This is a genomic window from Pseudomonas sp. GW821-FHT05D12 (genome assembly GCF_059419825.1).
The window spans coordinates 123062-138606 of the sequence record NZ_JBWKSN010000001.1 but is presented as its reverse complement, the minus strand read 5'-3'; the positions used below and the strand labels follow the sequence as shown (position 1 = coordinate 138606).

General features: G+C 62.1%; 13 protein-coding genes and 1 pseudogene. 12 read left to right on the top strand and 2 right to left on the bottom strand.

The features are described from left to right. The first annotated feature begins 129 nt into the window (after nt 1-129). The 4 genes from AC07SI_RS00670 to AC07SI_RS00655 all read left to right on the top strand — a co-directional run bounded on the left by AC07SI_RS00670 (nt 130) and on the right by AC07SI_RS00655 (nt 3861). A complete protein-coding gene (locus AC07SI_RS00670) occupies nt 130-1455 on the top strand; it encodes an APC family permease (RefSeq protein ID WP_495004909.1) in 1326 nt (441 codons plus the stop codon). Nucleotides 1456-1555: 100 nt separating this feature from the next. After that, nucleotides 1556-1828 carry a type B 50S ribosomal protein L31 gene (locus tag AC07SI_RS00665; protein WP_025858669.1) on the top strand — a complete coding sequence of 91 codons (273 nt, stop codon included), beginning with the start codon at nt 1556-1558 and terminating at the stop codon, nt 1826-1828. A gap of 172 nt (nt 1829-2000) precedes the next feature. After that, entirely contained in the window at nt 2001-3350 is a 1350-nt protein-coding gene (gene nosR / locus AC07SI_RS00660) for a response regulator c-di-GMP phosphodiesterase, NosR family (RefSeq protein ID WP_065906822.1), read from the top strand. Between the two features lie 97 nt (nt 3351-3447). Beyond that, on the top strand, nt 3448-3861 hold the full coding sequence (locus tag AC07SI_RS00655; RefSeq protein ID WP_495004908.1) for an NUDIX hydrolase: 414 nt from the start codon (nt 3448-3450) through the stop codon (nt 3859-3861). Nucleotides 3862-3875: 14 nt separating this feature from the next. Here the strand turns inward: AC07SI_RS00655 and metR are convergent, their stop codons facing one another. Continuing rightward, a complete protein-coding gene (metR, locus tag AC07SI_RS00650; RefSeq protein ID WP_065906818.1) occupies nt 3876-4793 on the bottom strand; it encodes a transcriptional regulator MetR in 918 nt (305 codons plus the stop codon). A 182-nt stretch (nt 4794-4975) separates the two neighbouring features. On the opposite strand from metR, the gene AC07SI_RS00645 reads away from it, so the two are divergent. Beyond that, nucleotides 4976-5995, top strand: a complete 1020-nt coding sequence (locus tag AC07SI_RS00645; RefSeq protein ID WP_065906816.1) for an alpha/beta fold hydrolase — start codon at nt 4976-4978, stop codon at nt 5993-5995. 52 nt (nt 5996-6047) lie between these two features. Next, entirely contained in the window at nt 6048-6701 is a 654-nt protein-coding gene (locus tag AC07SI_RS00640) for a DsbA family oxidoreductase (RefSeq protein ID WP_495004907.1), read from the top strand. Nucleotides 6702-6808: 107 nt separating this feature from the next. Here AC07SI_RS00640 and AC07SI_RS00635 read toward each other — a convergent pair whose 3' ends face one another. Further along, nucleotides 6809-7579: a MipA/OmpV family protein gene (locus AC07SI_RS00635; RefSeq protein WP_495004906.1), complete on the bottom strand. Its 771-nt coding sequence runs from the start codon at nt 7577-7579 to the stop codon at nt 6809-6811. A gap of 239 nt (nt 7580-7818) precedes the next feature. Between AC07SI_RS00635 and AC07SI_RS00630 the strand changes: the two genes are divergently transcribed. The 6 genes and pseudogenes from AC07SI_RS00630 to AC07SI_RS00605 all read left to right on the top strand — a co-directional run bounded on the left by AC07SI_RS00630 (nt 7819) and on the right by AC07SI_RS00605 (nt 15466). Continuing rightward, entirely contained in the window at nt 7819-8529 is a 711-nt protein-coding gene (locus AC07SI_RS00630) for an MtnX-like HAD-IB family phosphatase (protein WP_065906809.1), read from the top strand. Next, nucleotides 8522-9916: an aspartate aminotransferase family protein gene (locus AC07SI_RS00625; RefSeq protein WP_107338926.1), complete on the top strand. Its 1395-nt coding sequence runs from the start codon at nt 8522-8524 to the stop codon at nt 9914-9916. Before AC07SI_RS00630 ends, AC07SI_RS00625 begins: the two co-directional genes overlap by 8 nt. After that, a pseudogene (locus AC07SI_RS00620) lies at nt 9913-10767 on the top strand (alpha/beta hydrolase); the annotation flags it as partial. The gene AC07SI_RS00625 and the pseudogene AC07SI_RS00620, both read left to right, overlap by 4 nt. Nucleotides 10768-11185: 418 nt before the next feature. Then, entirely contained in the window at nt 11186-12310 is a 1125-nt protein-coding gene (locus tag AC07SI_RS00615; protein ID WP_106805026.1) for a GNAT family N-acetyltransferase, read from the top strand. Then, nucleotides 12310-14079: a HAMP domain-containing sensor histidine kinase gene (locus tag AC07SI_RS00610; protein ID WP_065906806.1), complete on the top strand. Its 1770-nt coding sequence runs from the start codon at nt 12310-12312 to the stop codon at nt 14077-14079. The genes AC07SI_RS00615 and AC07SI_RS00610 overlap by 1 nt, the downstream gene beginning before the upstream one ends. Beyond that, nucleotides 14069-15466 carry a sigma-54-dependent transcriptional regulator gene (locus AC07SI_RS00605; RefSeq protein WP_065906804.1) on the top strand — a complete coding sequence of 466 codons (1398 nt, stop codon included), beginning with the start codon at nt 14069-14071 and terminating at the stop codon, nt 15464-15466. The genes AC07SI_RS00610 and AC07SI_RS00605 overlap by 11 nt, the downstream gene beginning before the upstream one ends. The last annotated feature ends 79 nt before the right edge of the window (nt 15467-15545 follow it).

Here is a 15545-nt window from a genome sequence, read left to right as displayed (position 1 = left end):
GCCACAATAAAACGGCTGGGCCTATCAATCGGCCTGGCCTTGTAAATCGGTTTGACCATAAGAAAAAAGACGTCCGCTTCACCGACTTCAGTTCTGCCATAAATCTAATAAATCAGCGGAGAATCGCTCATGGCTCGTTTGCAACGCACCCTGTCGTTAGGGTCGGTGGTGCTGTTTGGCATCGCCTATATGACGCCGATCATTGTGCTCGGCACCTTCGGCATCCTCGCGCAATCCACCGCCGGCATGGTCCCTGCCGCCTACCTGGCAGCGCTGGTGGCAATGTTCTTTACCGCCATGAGCTACGGGCGCATGGCCTCGGCGTTCCCGGTGGCCGGTTCCGCCTACAGCTACGTGCGCAAGGCGATCAGCCCCAAGCTGGGCTTTATCGCCGGCTGGGCGGTGTTGCTCGATTACCTGTTCCTGCCCATGGCCATCTGGCTGATCGGCGCGGCGTACCTCAACTCGGCGTTCCCTGCGGTGCCGCAATGGGTCTGGGTGCTGGCGTTTATCGGCATCACCAGCGTCATCAACATCATTGGCCTCAAGCTGGCGAATGGCATCAACGCGTTGCTGATGCTGGTGCAGTTTCTGGTGCTGATCGCGTTTGTCGCGCTGTGCATCCACTACATCGGCGGTGATGCGAGCAAGCCATTGTGGACCGTCGCCCCGTTCTTCAACGGCCAGATGCAGATGCCGCTGATCATGAGCGGCGCCGCCATCGCCTGCTATTCGTTCCTGGGTTTTGACGCGGTCAGCACCCTCACCGAAGAAACCCGCGACCCTCGCCGCACCATCCCGCGGGCGATCATGTTGATCACGCTGATCGGCGGGCTGATTTTCGTGGCGGTGTCCTATTTCGTGCAGATCGCCCATCCGTCCTTCGAATTCGCCAATGTCGATTCGGCGGCGTATGAAATCGCGCGCAACATCGGTGGCGACCTGTTCGTGTCGATCTTCCTGATCGGCCTGATCGTCGGCCAGTTCGCCTCGGGGCTGTCGGCCCAGGCCAGTGGTTCGCGCCTGCTGTTTGCGATGGGCCGCGACGGCGTGTTGCCCAAGTCGTTCTTCGGCACCTTGCATGCGCGGTTCGGCACGCCGGTCAACAGTATCCTGCTGTGTGCAGCGGTGGCACTGCTGGCGTTGAAGCTGGACGTGACCACCTCCACGTCGTTCATCAACTTCGGCGCGTTCCTGGCGTTCAGCCTGGTGAACCTGTCGGTGATCTTTCACTACTGGATCGGCGCCCAGCAGCGTGGCGTTCGTGAGTTGATCCTGTTCCTGGTGTTCCCGACCATTGGCTTGCTGGCGGACCTGTGGCTGATGATCAGCCTCGACCACCTGGCGATCTACCTGGGCCTGGTGTGGTTGGCGATCGGCGTGGTTTACCTGGGTTTCCTCACGCGCGGCTTCTCCCGACAGCCGCCGGAAATGGACTTCCAGGAGGCCGCATAGAAGCGTACGGCCTATTCTTATTGCAATCGGTTCTCGTTTGGGTGCATGATTTGTGTTACTGTATAACACATCAAATGCACCCAGACGCCCCGGAGGCCTTATGAAAGCTGGTATCCATCCCGACTACCGTACCGTGTTGTTCCATGACACCGCCGCCGATGTGTTCTTCCTGATCGGCTCCACCGCCGACAGCGACCGCACGCATAAACACAGCGACGGCAACACCTACCCTTACATCCCGCTGGACGTGTCCAGCGCCTCGCACCCGATCTACACCGGCCAACAGCGCAAGACCCAGGCCGAAGGCCGTATTGCCGGGTTCAACAAGCGTTTCGCTTCGTTTGGCTCCAGCCCGAAAAAAACCGAGGCGTGAGGGCTCCGCGTTTCACCTCGAAGGCCGCTCCAGAGAATGGAGCGGCTTTTTTTTGTGGGTTGATATCGTAAGGCCATTACTTTGGCGAAAACCAACTAAACTCCTCAGTAATCGCCAAGGAGGCCGTGAACCACAACAACAAGGAAACCCAACCGACGATCCGAGGTGTGCCATGGGAGAGTCAGTGGCTTTCACCGATACCGAACGCGCCGTAGTGCTGCTGATCGATGCCCATCCGCAGGTGCTGCACAGCCTGACGCACCTGCTGCGGCTGGAGCCCTTCGAACTGCACAGCGCCACTTGCGCGGCCGATGCCCTGGCCATTCTCGCCAGCCAACCCGTCGACCTGGTGATGAGCGCTGCGCGCCTGCCCGACATGGACGGCGCGTCATTGCTGGCGCATATCCACCAGCACTATCCCCACACCGTGCGCATCCTGCTGACCAGCGAGACCGACCTGACCCTGATCATCAAGGCCATCAACGAAGGCGAGATCTACCGCTACCTGAGCAAACCCTGGAAGGATGAAGAGTTGTTGCTGGCGCTGCGCCAATCCCTGGCGCATCAGCATTCGGAGCGCGAGCGTGCGCGGCTGGAGCAACTGATCCAGCAGCAGAACGACGCACTCAAGCAGCTCAACACGACCCTGGAAAAACGCGTGGCCTCGCGCACCAGCGAGCTGCAGCAAACCGCCGACATGCTTGACCTGGCCTACGAAGAACTCAAGCACAGCTATGCCACCGGCGCCGAGGTGTTCTCGCTGCTGGCCAACCTGCGCCTGCCGCGCGCGAAGCAGACCAACCGGCAGATCATCGAACTGGTACGCACCTGGTGCGTGGCCCATGGCGAGGACTGCGCCAGCAATCGCGACCTGACCATGGCCGCCGCGCTCTACAACATCGGCAAGTTGAGCTGGAGCGACAGCATGATGGCCTCGCCCTCGGACTTGCTGCACAGCAGCGACCGCGAACGGTATCGCGCCTACCCGGCCCAGAGCGAATCACTGCTGATGACCCTGGAGCCGATGAAAGATGCCGCGCGCCTGATCCGCCATCATCAGGAGCGCTGGGACGGCAGTGGCTTCCCCGATCACCTCAAGGGCGAAGCGATTCCCGCCGGGTCGCGGCTGTTGAAGTTGGCAGTGGATTTTATCGAGCTGCAAAAGGGCCTGATCCTCGAGCGGCAGATGAACAGCGATGAAGCGCTGCTGTATATCCGCAAATACGCCGGGCGGCTGTATGACCCGCTGTTGGTGGAAGACTTTGTGCAGGTCTGCGCAACCTACTTGAATGACGTGACCTTGGGCGACCCCAACGTCAAGGTGCTCGGCACCCGCGAGCTGGAGGAGGGCATGGTGCTGGCGCGCAATCTGAATGCCGACAACGGCATGCTGCTGCTCAATGCCGGCAAGGTGCTGAACCTGCCGCTGGTGGACAAGTTGATCGCGTTCGAAACCATGGAGGGTGCGCGCTACAGCGTGTTTATCAAGGAGCACACCGAGATCGCGGCTCAACACCCTTGAACCGATAGGCGCAGGCAAGCCAGCTTTCGGATTGATTGCGGCGTTCGTGTCGATCATGTGATCCTTGCGCCTTTTGCTTTCCAAGGACGACTTATCCATGACCTCGACCATCCGCATCGCCGCCGCCCTTTTGATCGGCAGTGACGGCCAGACCCTGCTGGTGCGCAAGCGCGGCACCCAGGCGTTCATGCAACCTGGCGGCAAGATCGACGCCGGCGAGCAACCTGCCGAGGCGCTGGCGCGTGAGCTGTTTGAGGAGCTGAACCTGCGTATCGAGCCCGGCGCTGCGACCTACCTCGGCCAGTTTTCGGCACCTGCCGTCAACGAGCCGGGTTTCACCGTGGAAGCCGAGCTGTTCCAGGTGCAGATCGACGTCCCGGTCACCCCCGCCGCCGAGATTGAAGAGGTACGCTGGATCGACCCCGCCGGCGATGGCGGCCTGCTGTTGGCGCCGTTGACCCGTGATCTGATCCTGCCGTTCTATCGCGCGTCGCTGACCTCCCCGGCCTGATCGCCCCTTGCGCGTCAGCGCACCGCGCTGACGCCATCCAGGGTGGAAAACGAGGTGTCCTTGGCCGTCAGCAGGAAGTCGCGCATATACGGCGCGTCCAGCATGTCCGCGCGGATGCCCGCATACAGCGTGGCAAACAGGCCTTTCTCGCCCAGGCGCTTGGCCTTCACGTAACCCCGTGAGCTGTATTCATGCAGCGCCCAATGGGGCATGCCGCACACGCCGCGGCCGCTGGCGACCAGTTGCATCATCATCACCGTCAGCTCCGAGGTGCGCACCTGGGCCGGTTCCACATCGGCCGGCTCGAGGAAGCGCGTGAAAATGTCCAGGCGGTCGCGCTCCACCGGGTAGGTGATCAGGGTTTCGGTCAGCAGGTCTTCGGGCACGATGTAGGACTTGTGCGCCAGTGGGTGTTGATTGGCCACCGCGAGCATGGCTTCGTAGGTGAACAACGGCACGTAGGTGATGCCCGGCAATTCCAGTGGATCGGACGTCACCACCAGGTCCAGGTCGCCACGGGCCAGGGCTGGCAGCGGCGCAAAGGCGAAGCCCGAGGCCAGGTCCAGCTCGACTTCCGGCCAGGCATCGCGGAACTGGTCGATGGTCGGCATCAGCCATTGGAAGCAGCTGTGGCACTCGATCGCCATGTGCAAACGCCCGGCGGTACCGCCGGCCAATCGTGCGATGTCACGCTCGGCGCCGCGCAGCAGCGGCAGGGTCGCATCGGCCAGTTGCAGCAGACGCAGGCCGGCGCTGGTGAAGCGCAGCGGCTTGGTCTTGCGCACGAACAACGGCATGCCCAGGCGTTCCTCCAACTCCTTGAACTGGTGGGACAGCGCCGACTGCGTCAGATGCAGGCGCTCGGCGGCTTCTACCAGGCTGTCGGCTTCGCGCAGGGCGTGCAGGGTCTTGAGGTGGCGGATTTCGAGCACGGGCTCTCCATGAAAACAATTTGTGAAGAATTGGAATGGCGTGAGTTTGTCTAATGTTGCAGGCCGTGTCGACCATGACCACTGGGCACTCTTCATCAAACTGTCACGCAACTGTGGCAGCGCGCTCGAACAAACTTCATCAGACTCGCGCTCTACTGGGGTTCTGTGTTTCGGTGTTTTCCATGCGCGTGTTGCTGTTATTGGCCGCTTTTATGTTCGGCCTGCCGTCTTTTGCGGCGTCTCGATGTGATGTCAATGTCCCGACCCAAACGGTCGACCTGGAAACGGTCAGCATCGCCTACCAGAGCATCGGGCGGGCGTCCGATCCCGCGTTGCTGCTGGTCATGGGCCTGGGCGGGCAGTTGATCCACTGGCCGGATGAAGTGGTGGTGGCGTTGTGCGAACAGGGCTTTCGGGTGATCCGCTACGACAACCGGGATGTCGGCCTGTCCACCTGGCGACAGGCACCTGCCAGCGCCAACCTGACCTTCGAAGTGCTGCGCTACAAGCTCGGCCTGCCGGTGGCGGCGCCCTACACGCTGACTGACATGGCCGACGACGCCCTGGGCCTGATGGACGCGTTGCAGGTCCGCCAATTCCATGTGCTGGGCGCGAGCATGGGCGGCATGATCGCCCAGCACCTGGCGGCCATGGCGCCGCAGCGGGTCGAAAGCCTCACGCTGATCATGACCAGCTCCGGCGCCGAAGGCCTGCCGGCGCCGAGTGCGGCGTTGGTGCAATTGCTGTCGCGGCGCAGCGCACCAAACCGTGAAGTCGCGCTGGAGCAGCAGGCGGATTTGTTGGCAGCCCTGGGCAGCCCGTCGGTGAAAGATGATCGCCAGGTGTTGCTGCAGCAGGCGGCGCTGTCCTACGACCGCGCCTTCAACCCCGACGGCGTGAAGCGCCAGATCATGGCGATCCTCGCCGAGCCAAGCCGGGTACCGTTGCTCAACCAGTTGCGCGTGCCCACCCTGGTAGTCCACGGCACGGCCGACCCGTTATTGCCGGTGATGCACGGCGTGCATTTGGCGGCGCATATCCAGGGCAGCCAGCTGAAACTGATTCCAGGCCTGGCCCATCGATTCCAGGAAGCCTTCAAGGCGCCGCTGCTGGCGGCAGTGCTGCCGTACCTGCAAGCCCATCGCGAAGATGCCGCCCATTGGGCGCAGATTGACTTGGGCGAGCCTTCGAAGGTGTTGTGACATTGGTGTATCGTGCAACTTTTGCGGCGCATTGCCAGCGAGGTTGCCTACCATGAGTACTCCCCTGAAAATCGATTTCGTCAGCGACGTGTCCTGCCCCTGGTGCATCATCGGCCTGCGTGGCCTGACCGAAGCCCTCGACCAGCTTGGCGCCGAGGTGCAGGCCGAGATTCATTTCCAGCCGTTCGAACTGAACCCGAACATGCCAGCCATCGGTCAGAACATCGTCGAGCACATCACTGAAAAGTACGGCTCCACTGCCGAAGAATCCCAGGCCAACCGTGCGCGCATCCGCGACTTGGGCGCAGCGTTGGGCTTTGCCTTTCGCACCGATGGCCAGAGCCGTATCTACAACACGTTCGATGCGCACCGCCTGTTGCACTGGGCCGGGCTGGAAGGCTTGCAGTACAACCTCAAGGAAGCGCTGTTCAAGGCGTATTTCACCGACCAGCAGGACCCTTCCGATCACGCCACGCTGGCAATCATTGCTGAAAGCGTCGGGCTGGATATCAAGCGGGCGGCCGAGATTCTCGCCTCCGACGAATACGCCGCCGATGTCCGCGAGCAAGAGCAGTTGTGGATATCCCGGGGCGTGACCTCGGTGCCGACCATCGTGTTCAACGATCAGTATGCGGTCAGCGGTGGCCAGCCGGCCGACGCCTTCGTCAGCGCGATTCGCCAGATCATCCGCGAGGCGAAGGGCTAAGCCTTTGGGTGGAGGCTGGCTTGCCCGCGATGGTCTGCGCGGTCTACCGGATAGACCGAGGTGCCGGCATCGCTGGCAAGCCAGCGCCTGCAGGGGGCGCGGGTTCTTCAGTCAAACTTGTAGCTGATCGCGGTCTGCACCTGGCCCTGGTTCACATCCCCGGTGTCCTTGACGATGGTGCTGTTGGCCGCCGAACCCACCAGGTGGACCCAACTGGCGCTGGTCAGCAGTGACCAGTTGTCCGCCAGGGGGAATTCGAAACTCTGGGTCAGCGTCAGGTTCTGGAAGCCGGCACTCGCGTTGTAGGCGCGAATGCCCGAGGCCGCGGATTCCTTGTCGTCGACGCCGAAAAAGGTCTGGGTCTGGCGGGCGTCGGCAAAGTGCGCCAGCAAGCCGGTGCTGCCAATGATCCCGCCGCCGAGCGGGTAGCCGAGTTCGCCGCCGACCTTGCCCAGCACGCCGCTTTGATCACGCCCTCCGCCGACGGCCTGGCCCATCTGGGCGTACACGCGCCAGAAGTCGGCCGGCGCGTATTGGATGAAACCGCCCACCTCGGCCATGTCCGAGACATTGCGCAGACCGCGCAGTGAGCCGTTGGCGGTACGCCCCGGCAGGTAATTGATGTACGGGCCGACGGTGAAGCCGTGGGTGTCCAGCGCGCTCCAGGTCAGGCCATCGTCGGTGCCCAGGCTGACCGGGCCCCAGTCCAGGTCGAAGTAGGGAATGGGCCGGGTTTCGTAGCGACTGCCCGTCGGGTCGTGGGGTTGATAGCTGACGCCCGCGCCCATCTCGCCGGTAATGCCTTGGGCCAATGCCGTGCTGGAAAAGCCCCACAGCCCCAACAGGCCGGCGAATACAGCAGAAGTCACCTTGAACATGCAGCGGTTTCCTTATCTGGACATACGCGCATTCACGCGCGAAGGGCGTCCCTGGCGCAAGCACTCATCTTGTTTGTAGCGAGCTACAAAAATTGTAGCTTGCGCGACACATATCGCCCGACAAATTCACGCAAAGCCCAGCCCCGCTGGGTTTGCGCCAGTTGGCACGCTCCCTGCTCTACTCCAGTGGCAAGCGCACAGAGCGCTCTTCTTCAAGCCCTCCAACTCAAGGAAAGGCAATGATCCACTGGCATATCGTGTGTGACTTCGACGGGACCATCACCCCCACCGATGTCATCGACAACGTCCTCCAACGCTTCGCCGGCCCCGAGTGGGAAACCATCGAACAGGAATGGCTGGATGGGCATATCGGTTCCCGCGAATGCCTGAGCCGCCAACTGGCACTGATCAAGGCGACCCCGACTGAACTGCTGGCGTACTTCGACAGTGTCGAGATCGATCCGGACTTCCCGGATTTCGTCGATCACGTCATGGGCCTGGGTGCGACCATCGAAGTGGTCAGCGACGGCATCGAACAAGGCATCGCGCGCATTCTGTCGCGCAACTACGTGACCTTGCTGCCGATCCTCGCCAACCGCCTGCGCCAGGTCGACCAGAACAGCTGGCGCATCGACTTCCCGTATGCCAGCGATGCCTGCCGTGCCGCTTCCGGCAACTGCAAGTGCAAGTCCACCCCGCGCAACAAGCGCGTGCTGGTGATCGGCGACGGCAAGTCCGACATGTGCGTGGCCTCCACCGCCGATTTCGTGTTCGCCAAAGGCAGCCTCGCCGACTACTGCGTGGCCAACAACATTCCTCACGCGCGCTTCGACACCTTCGCCGAAGTGCCTGCATTGCTGGCGCAACTGCCGCAGGGCATCGCCGCCAACGCCAGCGCTTTTGCTGGCGAACTGTCTACCGAAAATCAGGAACTCTTCCACCATGTCTGATATCCGTATCGCTACCGCCGAAGACCAGGTCCTTCTGGATAAAGAAGCCAAGTATTGCTCCTACGGTGACACCGTCCACTACATCGAGCCGCCGCGTATTTTCAGCCGTTGCGAAGGCTCCTATGTGTGGGACACCGAAGACCAGGCCTACCTCGACCTGCAAATGTGGTACTCGGCCGTCAACTTCGGCTACGCCAACCCGCGCCTGAACAACGCGTTGAAGCAGCAGATCGATACCCTGCCGCAAATCGCCAGCCAGTACCTGCACAAAGGCAAGATCGAGCTGTCGGAAATGATCGCGGTCGATGCCAAGAAAAAATTCGGCCTCGACGGTCGCGTGCACTTCAACGTCGGCGGTTCGCAGTCGATCGAAGACTCGCTGAAAGTGGTGCGCAACGCCACCAACGGCAAGAGCCTGATGTTCGCCTTCGAAGGCGGCTACCACGGCCGTACCCTCGGTGCGTCGTCGATCACTTCCAGCTACCGCTACCGTCGCCGCTACGGCCACTTCGGCGAGCGTGCGCAGTTCATCCCGTTTCCGTACCACTTCCGCGGCCCTAAAGGCATGACCAAGGAAGAGTACGGCAGCCACTGCGTGCAGCAATTCGCCCGCCTGTTCGAGACCGAATACAACGGCGTGTGGGACCCGAAAGTCGGCCAGAGTGAATACGCCGCGTTCTACGTCGAGCCGATCCAGGGCACCGGCGGTTACGTGATCCCGCCGATGAACTTCTACCGCGAACTCAAGCAGGTGCTCGACCAGCACGGCATCCTGATGGTGTCCGACGAAATCCAGATGGGCTTCTACCGTACCGGCAAGCTGTGGTCGATCGAGCACTTCGACGTGCAACCGGACGTGATCGTGTTCGGCAAGGCGCTGACCAACGGCCTCAACCCACTGGGCGGCATCTGGGCCCGTGAAGAGTTGATCAACCCGAAGATCTTCCCGCCAGGTTCGACCCACTCCACCTTCGCCTCCAATCCACTGGGTACGGCGGTCGGCCTGGAAATGTTCAAGATGACCAACGAAGTCGACTACGGCGCGATGGTCATGGCCAAGGGCAAATACTTCCTGGAAGGCCTGCAGGACCTGCAGAAACGGTTCCCGATCATCGGCGACGTCGACGGCCTGGGCCTGGCCCTGCGCTGCGAAATCTGCGGCCCGGATGGCTTCACCCCGGACAAGGCGACCCTGGACTACATGGTCGAGGAAGGCATGAAAGGCGACATGGTCGTTGATGGCCAGAAACTCGGGCTGATCCTCGACGTGGGCGGCTACTACAAAAACGTAATCACCCTGGCACCGTCGCTGGAAATCAGCTACCCGGAAATCGACCTGGGCCTCAAGCTCCTCGAGCAACTGCTGGTGCGGGCGACCAAACGGTGAACAGCCTCGGGATCGACCTCGGTGAAGGTGATGCCGGCTTCGTTCTCGGTGAAGGTCCGGTCGGGATCCTGTTGATCCACGGCCTGACCGGCACCCCGACGGAATTGCGCCAGGTCGCCAAGGGCCTGGCCAAGGCGGGTAACTGCACGGTCTACGTGCCCACCCTGGCCGGGCACTGCGGCGATAACAGCGACCTGCAGGCCACCGGCTGGCTGGACTGGTACGAAGGCGTGCGCAAGACCTTCGTCCAGGTCAAGCAACGCCACGCGCAAGTCTTTGTCGGTGGCTTGTCCATGGGCGCGGTGATGTCGATGTACGTGGCTGCCGAGCACCCCGGGCAAGTCGCCGGGCTGTTGATGTATTCCACCACCTTGAAGTACGACGGCTGGAGCATTCACAAGCTGGCGTTTCTGACGCCATTGCTGATGAAGATTCCGTTCGGCGTGCACATCTGCCGCTTCGAAGAGAAGCCGCCGTATGGCATCAAGAACGAACGCCTGCGGGCGATCGTCGAGCGCCAGATGAAGGAAGGGGAGAGCAGCGAAGCCGGCTTGCTGACCATGGAAGGCATCACGGTGCGCGAGTTGCATCGGATGAACGCCGTGGTCAAGAAACGCATGCCCGAGGTCAAGGTACCGGCGCTGGTGCTGCACTCCATCGAGGACGACATCACCAGTCGCTGGAACGCCGATTACGTGGAACGCCACCTCGGCGGGCCGGTGACCAAGATCCTGCTGGACAACTGCTATCACATGATCACCGTCGACCTGCAATACCGCCGGGTGATCGAGTTGAGTGCCGAGTTTGTCGAGCAGCATGCGCGCATCAGTGGTGAGCGGGTTTCACAGGGGCAACGAGCTTCTGCGGCTGAAGCTGTGTTCCAGGGTGAGGCAGCTTCGCATGCTGGAGCTGGTTTGCAGGCTGAACCTGCTGCTCATGCTGAACCTGTTTTCCAGGGTGAGGCAGCTTCCCATGCTGGGTCTGTTTTCCAGGCTGAACCTGCTGCTTATGCTGAACCTGTTTTCCAGGCTGAACCTGCTCCTCGTGGCGAGCGGGCTTGCCCCGCGTTGGGCGGCGAAGCCGCCCCCTCGCTGACACTGCATGCTTCCCGTTAGGACTGGGGTGGCTGGGTTTGGGGCGGCTTCGCCGCCCAACGCGGGGCAAGCCCGCTCGCCACAATAGAGCGGTTGCCACAAGAGGATTGCTGCCACACCACGCCCGATCATGACCACAGGCCGGCTCGCTCAAGAAATAGAAAAAGGGAAATCCGTGATCACCGCCCAAGCCTTCTCGACCATCCGGGCCATCCAGCGCAGTGCCTGGAACGACTGTTTTCCCGGTGCCCTGGAGGATTGGGACTTTTACGTGGCCGTGGAAAACGCGGCCATTGATGATTTCAAATGGCGTTACCTGGCGGTCTACGACAGCGGGTCGCTGGTGGCGGTTGCGCCCGCGTTCATCACGCAGTATCGACTCGACACCACGGTGTCGGGCACCGGCAAGCGCTTTACCGAGCGCCTGGAGCGACTGTGGCCGGGTGTTTTACAGTTGCCGTTGTATGCCATCGGCTCTCCGGTGGCCGAGCGCTGTGATGCGGGCATCGCCAGTAGCGTGCCCGAGGCGCGGCGCCCGCTGATGATCACGCACGTACTCAAGGCCGCGCGCCAGGATGCCAACGCATTCGGCATCGGCCTGGTGGCGGTCAAGGATGTGCCCACCCACGATACGCAGTGGGCCGCCAGTTGCCGAGTTGCCGGGTTTCAGAGCATGCCGAGCCTGCCCAGCGGCTGGCTGACGGTGCCTTACGGTTCGGTGGACGCCTACCTGGGTTCGCTGTGCAAATCGACCCGCAAGGACCTGCGCCGTAAACTGCGTGCGCCGGGGCCACGGGTGGAATGGCGGCACAACATAGACGACGTGTTGCCGCAGGTGATGCGCTTGTATGAAGACACGCTCAGCCGCGCGGATTTACAGTTCGAACGCCTGCCGGCAAGTTACTTCACCGGTATCCTTGAACGGCTTGAAAAACGCGCGGTCTGTGCACTTTATTGGGTGGACGAGCGCCTGGTGGCGTTCAACCTGATGCTGGTGGATCAGCACCGCTTGGTCGACAAGTTTTTCGGGCATGACCGTGAGTTCAGCCGTGAGTACAACCTGTACTTCAGGTGTTGGCTGACCAATGTCGACTATTGTATTCAGCACAATATCCCCGTGTATGAATGCGGCCAGGAGGGCTATGCCAGTAAGCTGCGCCTGGGGTGCGAATTCCGCGGCAACAACCTGTTTTTCCGTCACCGTAATCGGCTGGTCAACGGCCTGCTCAAACTTGTGAAGATGTACCTCCGACCGGATCGTTCCGACCCTGCCATGGCTGCTGCGATAAGCGAAACCTGATGATCACCAAGACCCGCCAGAAAGCCCGCCCCTTTGCCATTTCGCGCTGGAGCGTCCAGCGCAAGCTGGTGCTGGCGTTTTGGCTGGTCAGCGTCATTCCCACCATGATCGCGGCCGAACTGGCGGCGACCACGCTGTCGCAGATTTTCGACAGCAACGTGCGGATCTGGCTGCAGGAGTCGACCAAGATCGTCAAGGACGAAATCGGCGACATCCTTCATGACAACGCGCGCATGGCCAAGCTGTTCCTGCGCTACACCAGCCCGCCGTCGAACAAGCAGGCGGCCAAGCACGACCGGCTCACCGCCGACATCGCCGATGCCACCGACATCGACGTGGTCGCGCTGATTCGCGTCAGTGACCACAAAGTGGTGTTCAGCACGGCGGCCGACGACGTCGTCAAACAGATCGACCTGACCAGCAACGCGGTGCTGCAGACGGTCAAGGTGGCGGGGGTGAGCACCGGCCTGGTGGTGTCGACCTTCGAAACCACCCAGGAGGGTGTCGACTACCTGCTGCTCGTGGCCACTTACCTGGACAGCAGCTTCCTGACCAGCGTGGCCGATGTGCATTCGCTGGATTTGCGCTTGTACCTGGCCAACCCCGACGGTTTCTCGGAGATCTTCTCGACCCAGCGTTTCGAGGATCACCCTTCGCGCATCCCGAAAAATGTCGAAGCCGCGATGCGCAGCACCAAGCAGCCCAGCGAGCAGTTCACCAATAACTACAGCGGTCTGTACTGGCCGATCTTCAACGATGCCGGCGACCTGCAAGGCGTGATCTTCAGCGGCCTGCTGCGCCACACCAGCCTGGTCGGGCTGGTGAACCAGAGCAACCTGTTCGTGCTGATTTTCCTGCTCAGCTCGGCGCTGTCGCTGGCGGCCGGGGTGTTGGTGTCGCGGCGCCTGACCAAGCCGCTGCGGGATTTGTCCCAGGGCGTGGACGCGGTGATTTCGGGCAACTACGAGCACCGGGTGCTGGTCAGCGGTGGCGACGAACTGGCGCAGTTGAGCAGCACCTTCAACCACATGACCGAACGCCTCGGCGAGTTGCATCACCTCGAGGCCCAGTTGCGCCGCCGTGATCGCCTGCACGCCCTGGGTGAAGTCGCCATGGGCCTGGCCCACGAGATCCGCAACCCGCTGGGTATCATCAAGACCGCTACCCAGTTGCTGCACCGCCGCGCCGACCTGGCAGAATCCGATAAGCGCCACCTGGAATACGTGATCAGCGAAGTCAGCCGCATCAACGACCTGATCACCGAGTTCCTCGACTTCGCCAAGCCCAACCCGCCACTGCGTGTACTGCAGCCGGCCCGGCCGCTGGTGGAGGAGATCCTGGGCTTCTGCTCGCCGGAACTGGCCACGCATAACATTGATGCACAGATCGACGACCAGGCGCCGGGGGCGACGATCTACGCGGACGCCAAGCAGCTCAAGCAGGCCTGCCTCAACCTGATTCTCAACGCCATCGATGCCATGCCCGAAGGCGGCCGCCTGACCCTGGGCATTCGCAGCGTCGGCGACAATACCCTGATCAGCATCGGCGACACCGGCCAGGGGATCCCGGCGGAGATGATCGAGCGCATCTTCACGCCGTTTGTCACCACCAAGGCCTCGGGCACTGGCCTGGGCCTGGCAAAAGTCTATTCGATCATGGAAAGTCACGACGGCAGCATCGAATGCACCAGTGAGAAAGATGCCGGCGCCACCTTCAGCCTGTACATTCCGGCGATTGGCGAAGACGACGAGGACAGTCATGACGCATAACATTCTGGTAGTCGACGACGAACCCAAGCTCTGCGACCTGCTGGCCTCGGCCCTGGGCCAGAACCACGTGCAGGTGTTCATTGCCGGTAATGGCCTGCACGCGCTCAAGGTGCTGGAGCAGGAAGACATCGACCTGGTGATCAGCGACTGGCGCATGCCGGGCATGGACGGGCCGGCCCTGTTGGCGGAGATCAAGGTGCGCTACCCCCAGGTGCCGGTGATTGTGATGACCGCCTACAGCACGGTGAAAAACGCCGTGCAGTCGATGCGCAACGGCGCCTATGACTACATCGCCAAGCCGTTCGATATCGACGAGCTGGACATCACCGTGGCCAAGGCCCTGCAGTTTCGCGAGATCATGCGCGACAACGCGCGCATGCGCGCCGAGCTGGACGAGCACGCGCAATTCGACAGCCTGGTCGGCGACAGCCCGGCGTTTCGCAAAGTGCTGCAGGCGGTGGATTCGGTGCGCGACAGCGCTGCTACCGTGCTGCTGACCGGTGAAAGCGGCACTGGCAAGGAAATGGTCGCCCGCGCCATCCACAAGCACGGTAGCCGCGCCGACAAACCGTTCGTGGCGGTCAACTGCGCCGCCATTCCCGAGGGCTTGCTGGAAAGCGAGATGTTCGGTCATCGCAAGGGCGCCTTTACTGGCGCCGTGACTGACCGGGTCGGACGCTTCCAGCAGGCCGACAAGGGCACGCTGTTTCTCGATGAAGTGGGCGACATGCCGCTGGCGCTGCAGGCCAAGATTCTGCGGGCGTTGCAGGAGCGGGTGATCGAACCGGTGGGCGACCCGCGCGAGCGCAAGGTGGACGTGCGGGTGATTGCCGCCACCAACAAGAACCTCCTCGATGCGGTGGCCAATAAAGAGTTTCGCGAAGACCTGTATTACCGCCTCAATGTCTTCCCGATTCCGCTGCCGGCGCTGCGCGAGCGCGCCGAAGATATCGTGCCGCTGGCCCGCCACTTCGCCCAGACCCTGAGTGCTACCGCGGGTAAACGCATCACCGGCTTCAGCCCGGAGGCGCTGCAGGCCATGGCCGCCTATCACTGGCCGGGGAATATTCGCGAACTGCAAAACTGTGTGGAGCGCGCGACCATCGTGGCGGCCTCGCCGGTGATCGAGGATATCGACCTGCCGGCGTACCTGTTTGCTTCCCGGCCTGGCGAAGGCGGCGTCACCGCGCTGCTGGGTGACACACCAGGCGTGCCTGCTGACCTGGATGCGGCCCTGGCCGAAGTCGAGAAAACCTACATTCTGGCGGCGCTGAACGAAAGCAACGGCGTGCAGGCCGCAGCGGCGGCGAAGATCGGGATATCCGAGCGCAGCTTCTGGTACCGCCTGAAAAAGCTGGGCATCCAGGTCGACAAGATCGTGCGCTGATCTTTCTTGAGCCACCGATCCAGATGTGGGAGCTGGCTTGCCTGCGATGGCGGTATGTCTGTGTTAGCTGAGTTGGCGG

What these genes read in the sequence shown, in the direction of transcription:
- AC07SI_RS00670 (WP_495004909.1), top strand. Translation starts at nt 130, where the DNA reads ATGGCTCGTTTGCAACGCACCCTGTCGTTAGGGTCGGTGGTGCTGTTT.
- AC07SI_RS00665 (WP_025858669.1), top strand. Translation starts at nt 1,556, where the DNA reads ATGAAAGCTGGTATCCATCCCGACTACCGTACCGTGTTGTTCCATGAC.
- nosR (WP_065906822.1), top strand. Translation starts at nt 2,001, where the DNA reads ATGGGAGAGTCAGTGGCTTTCACCGATACCGAACGCGCCGTAGTGCTG.
- AC07SI_RS00655 (WP_495004908.1), top strand. Translation starts at nt 3,448, where the DNA reads ATGACCTCGACCATCCGCATCGCCGCCGCCCTTTTGATCGGCAGTGAC.
- AC07SI_RS00645 (WP_065906816.1), top strand. Translation starts at nt 4,976, where the DNA reads ATGCGCGTGTTGCTGTTATTGGCCGCTTTTATGTTCGGCCTGCCGTCT.
- AC07SI_RS00640 (WP_495004907.1), top strand. Translation starts at nt 6,048, where the DNA reads ATGAGTACTCCCCTGAAAATCGATTTCGTCAGCGACGTGTCCTGCCCC.
- AC07SI_RS00635 (WP_495004906.1), bottom strand. Translation starts at nt 7,579, where the DNA reads ATGTTCAAGGTGACTTCTGCTGTATTCGCCGGCCTGTTGGGGCTGTGG.
- AC07SI_RS00630 (WP_065906809.1), top strand. Translation starts at nt 7,819, where the DNA reads ATGATCCACTGGCATATCGTGTGTGACTTCGACGGGACCATCACCCCC.
- AC07SI_RS00625 (WP_107338926.1), top strand. Translation starts at nt 8,522, where the DNA reads ATGTCTGATATCCGTATCGCTACCGCCGAAGACCAGGTCCTTCTGGAT.
- AC07SI_RS00610 (WP_065906806.1), top strand. Translation starts at nt 12,310, where the DNA reads ATGATCACCAAGACCCGCCAGAAAGCCCGCCCCTTTGCCATTTCGCGC.
- AC07SI_RS00605 (WP_065906804.1), top strand. Translation starts at nt 14,069, where the DNA reads ATGACGCATAACATTCTGGTAGTCGACGACGAACCCAAGCTCTGCGAC.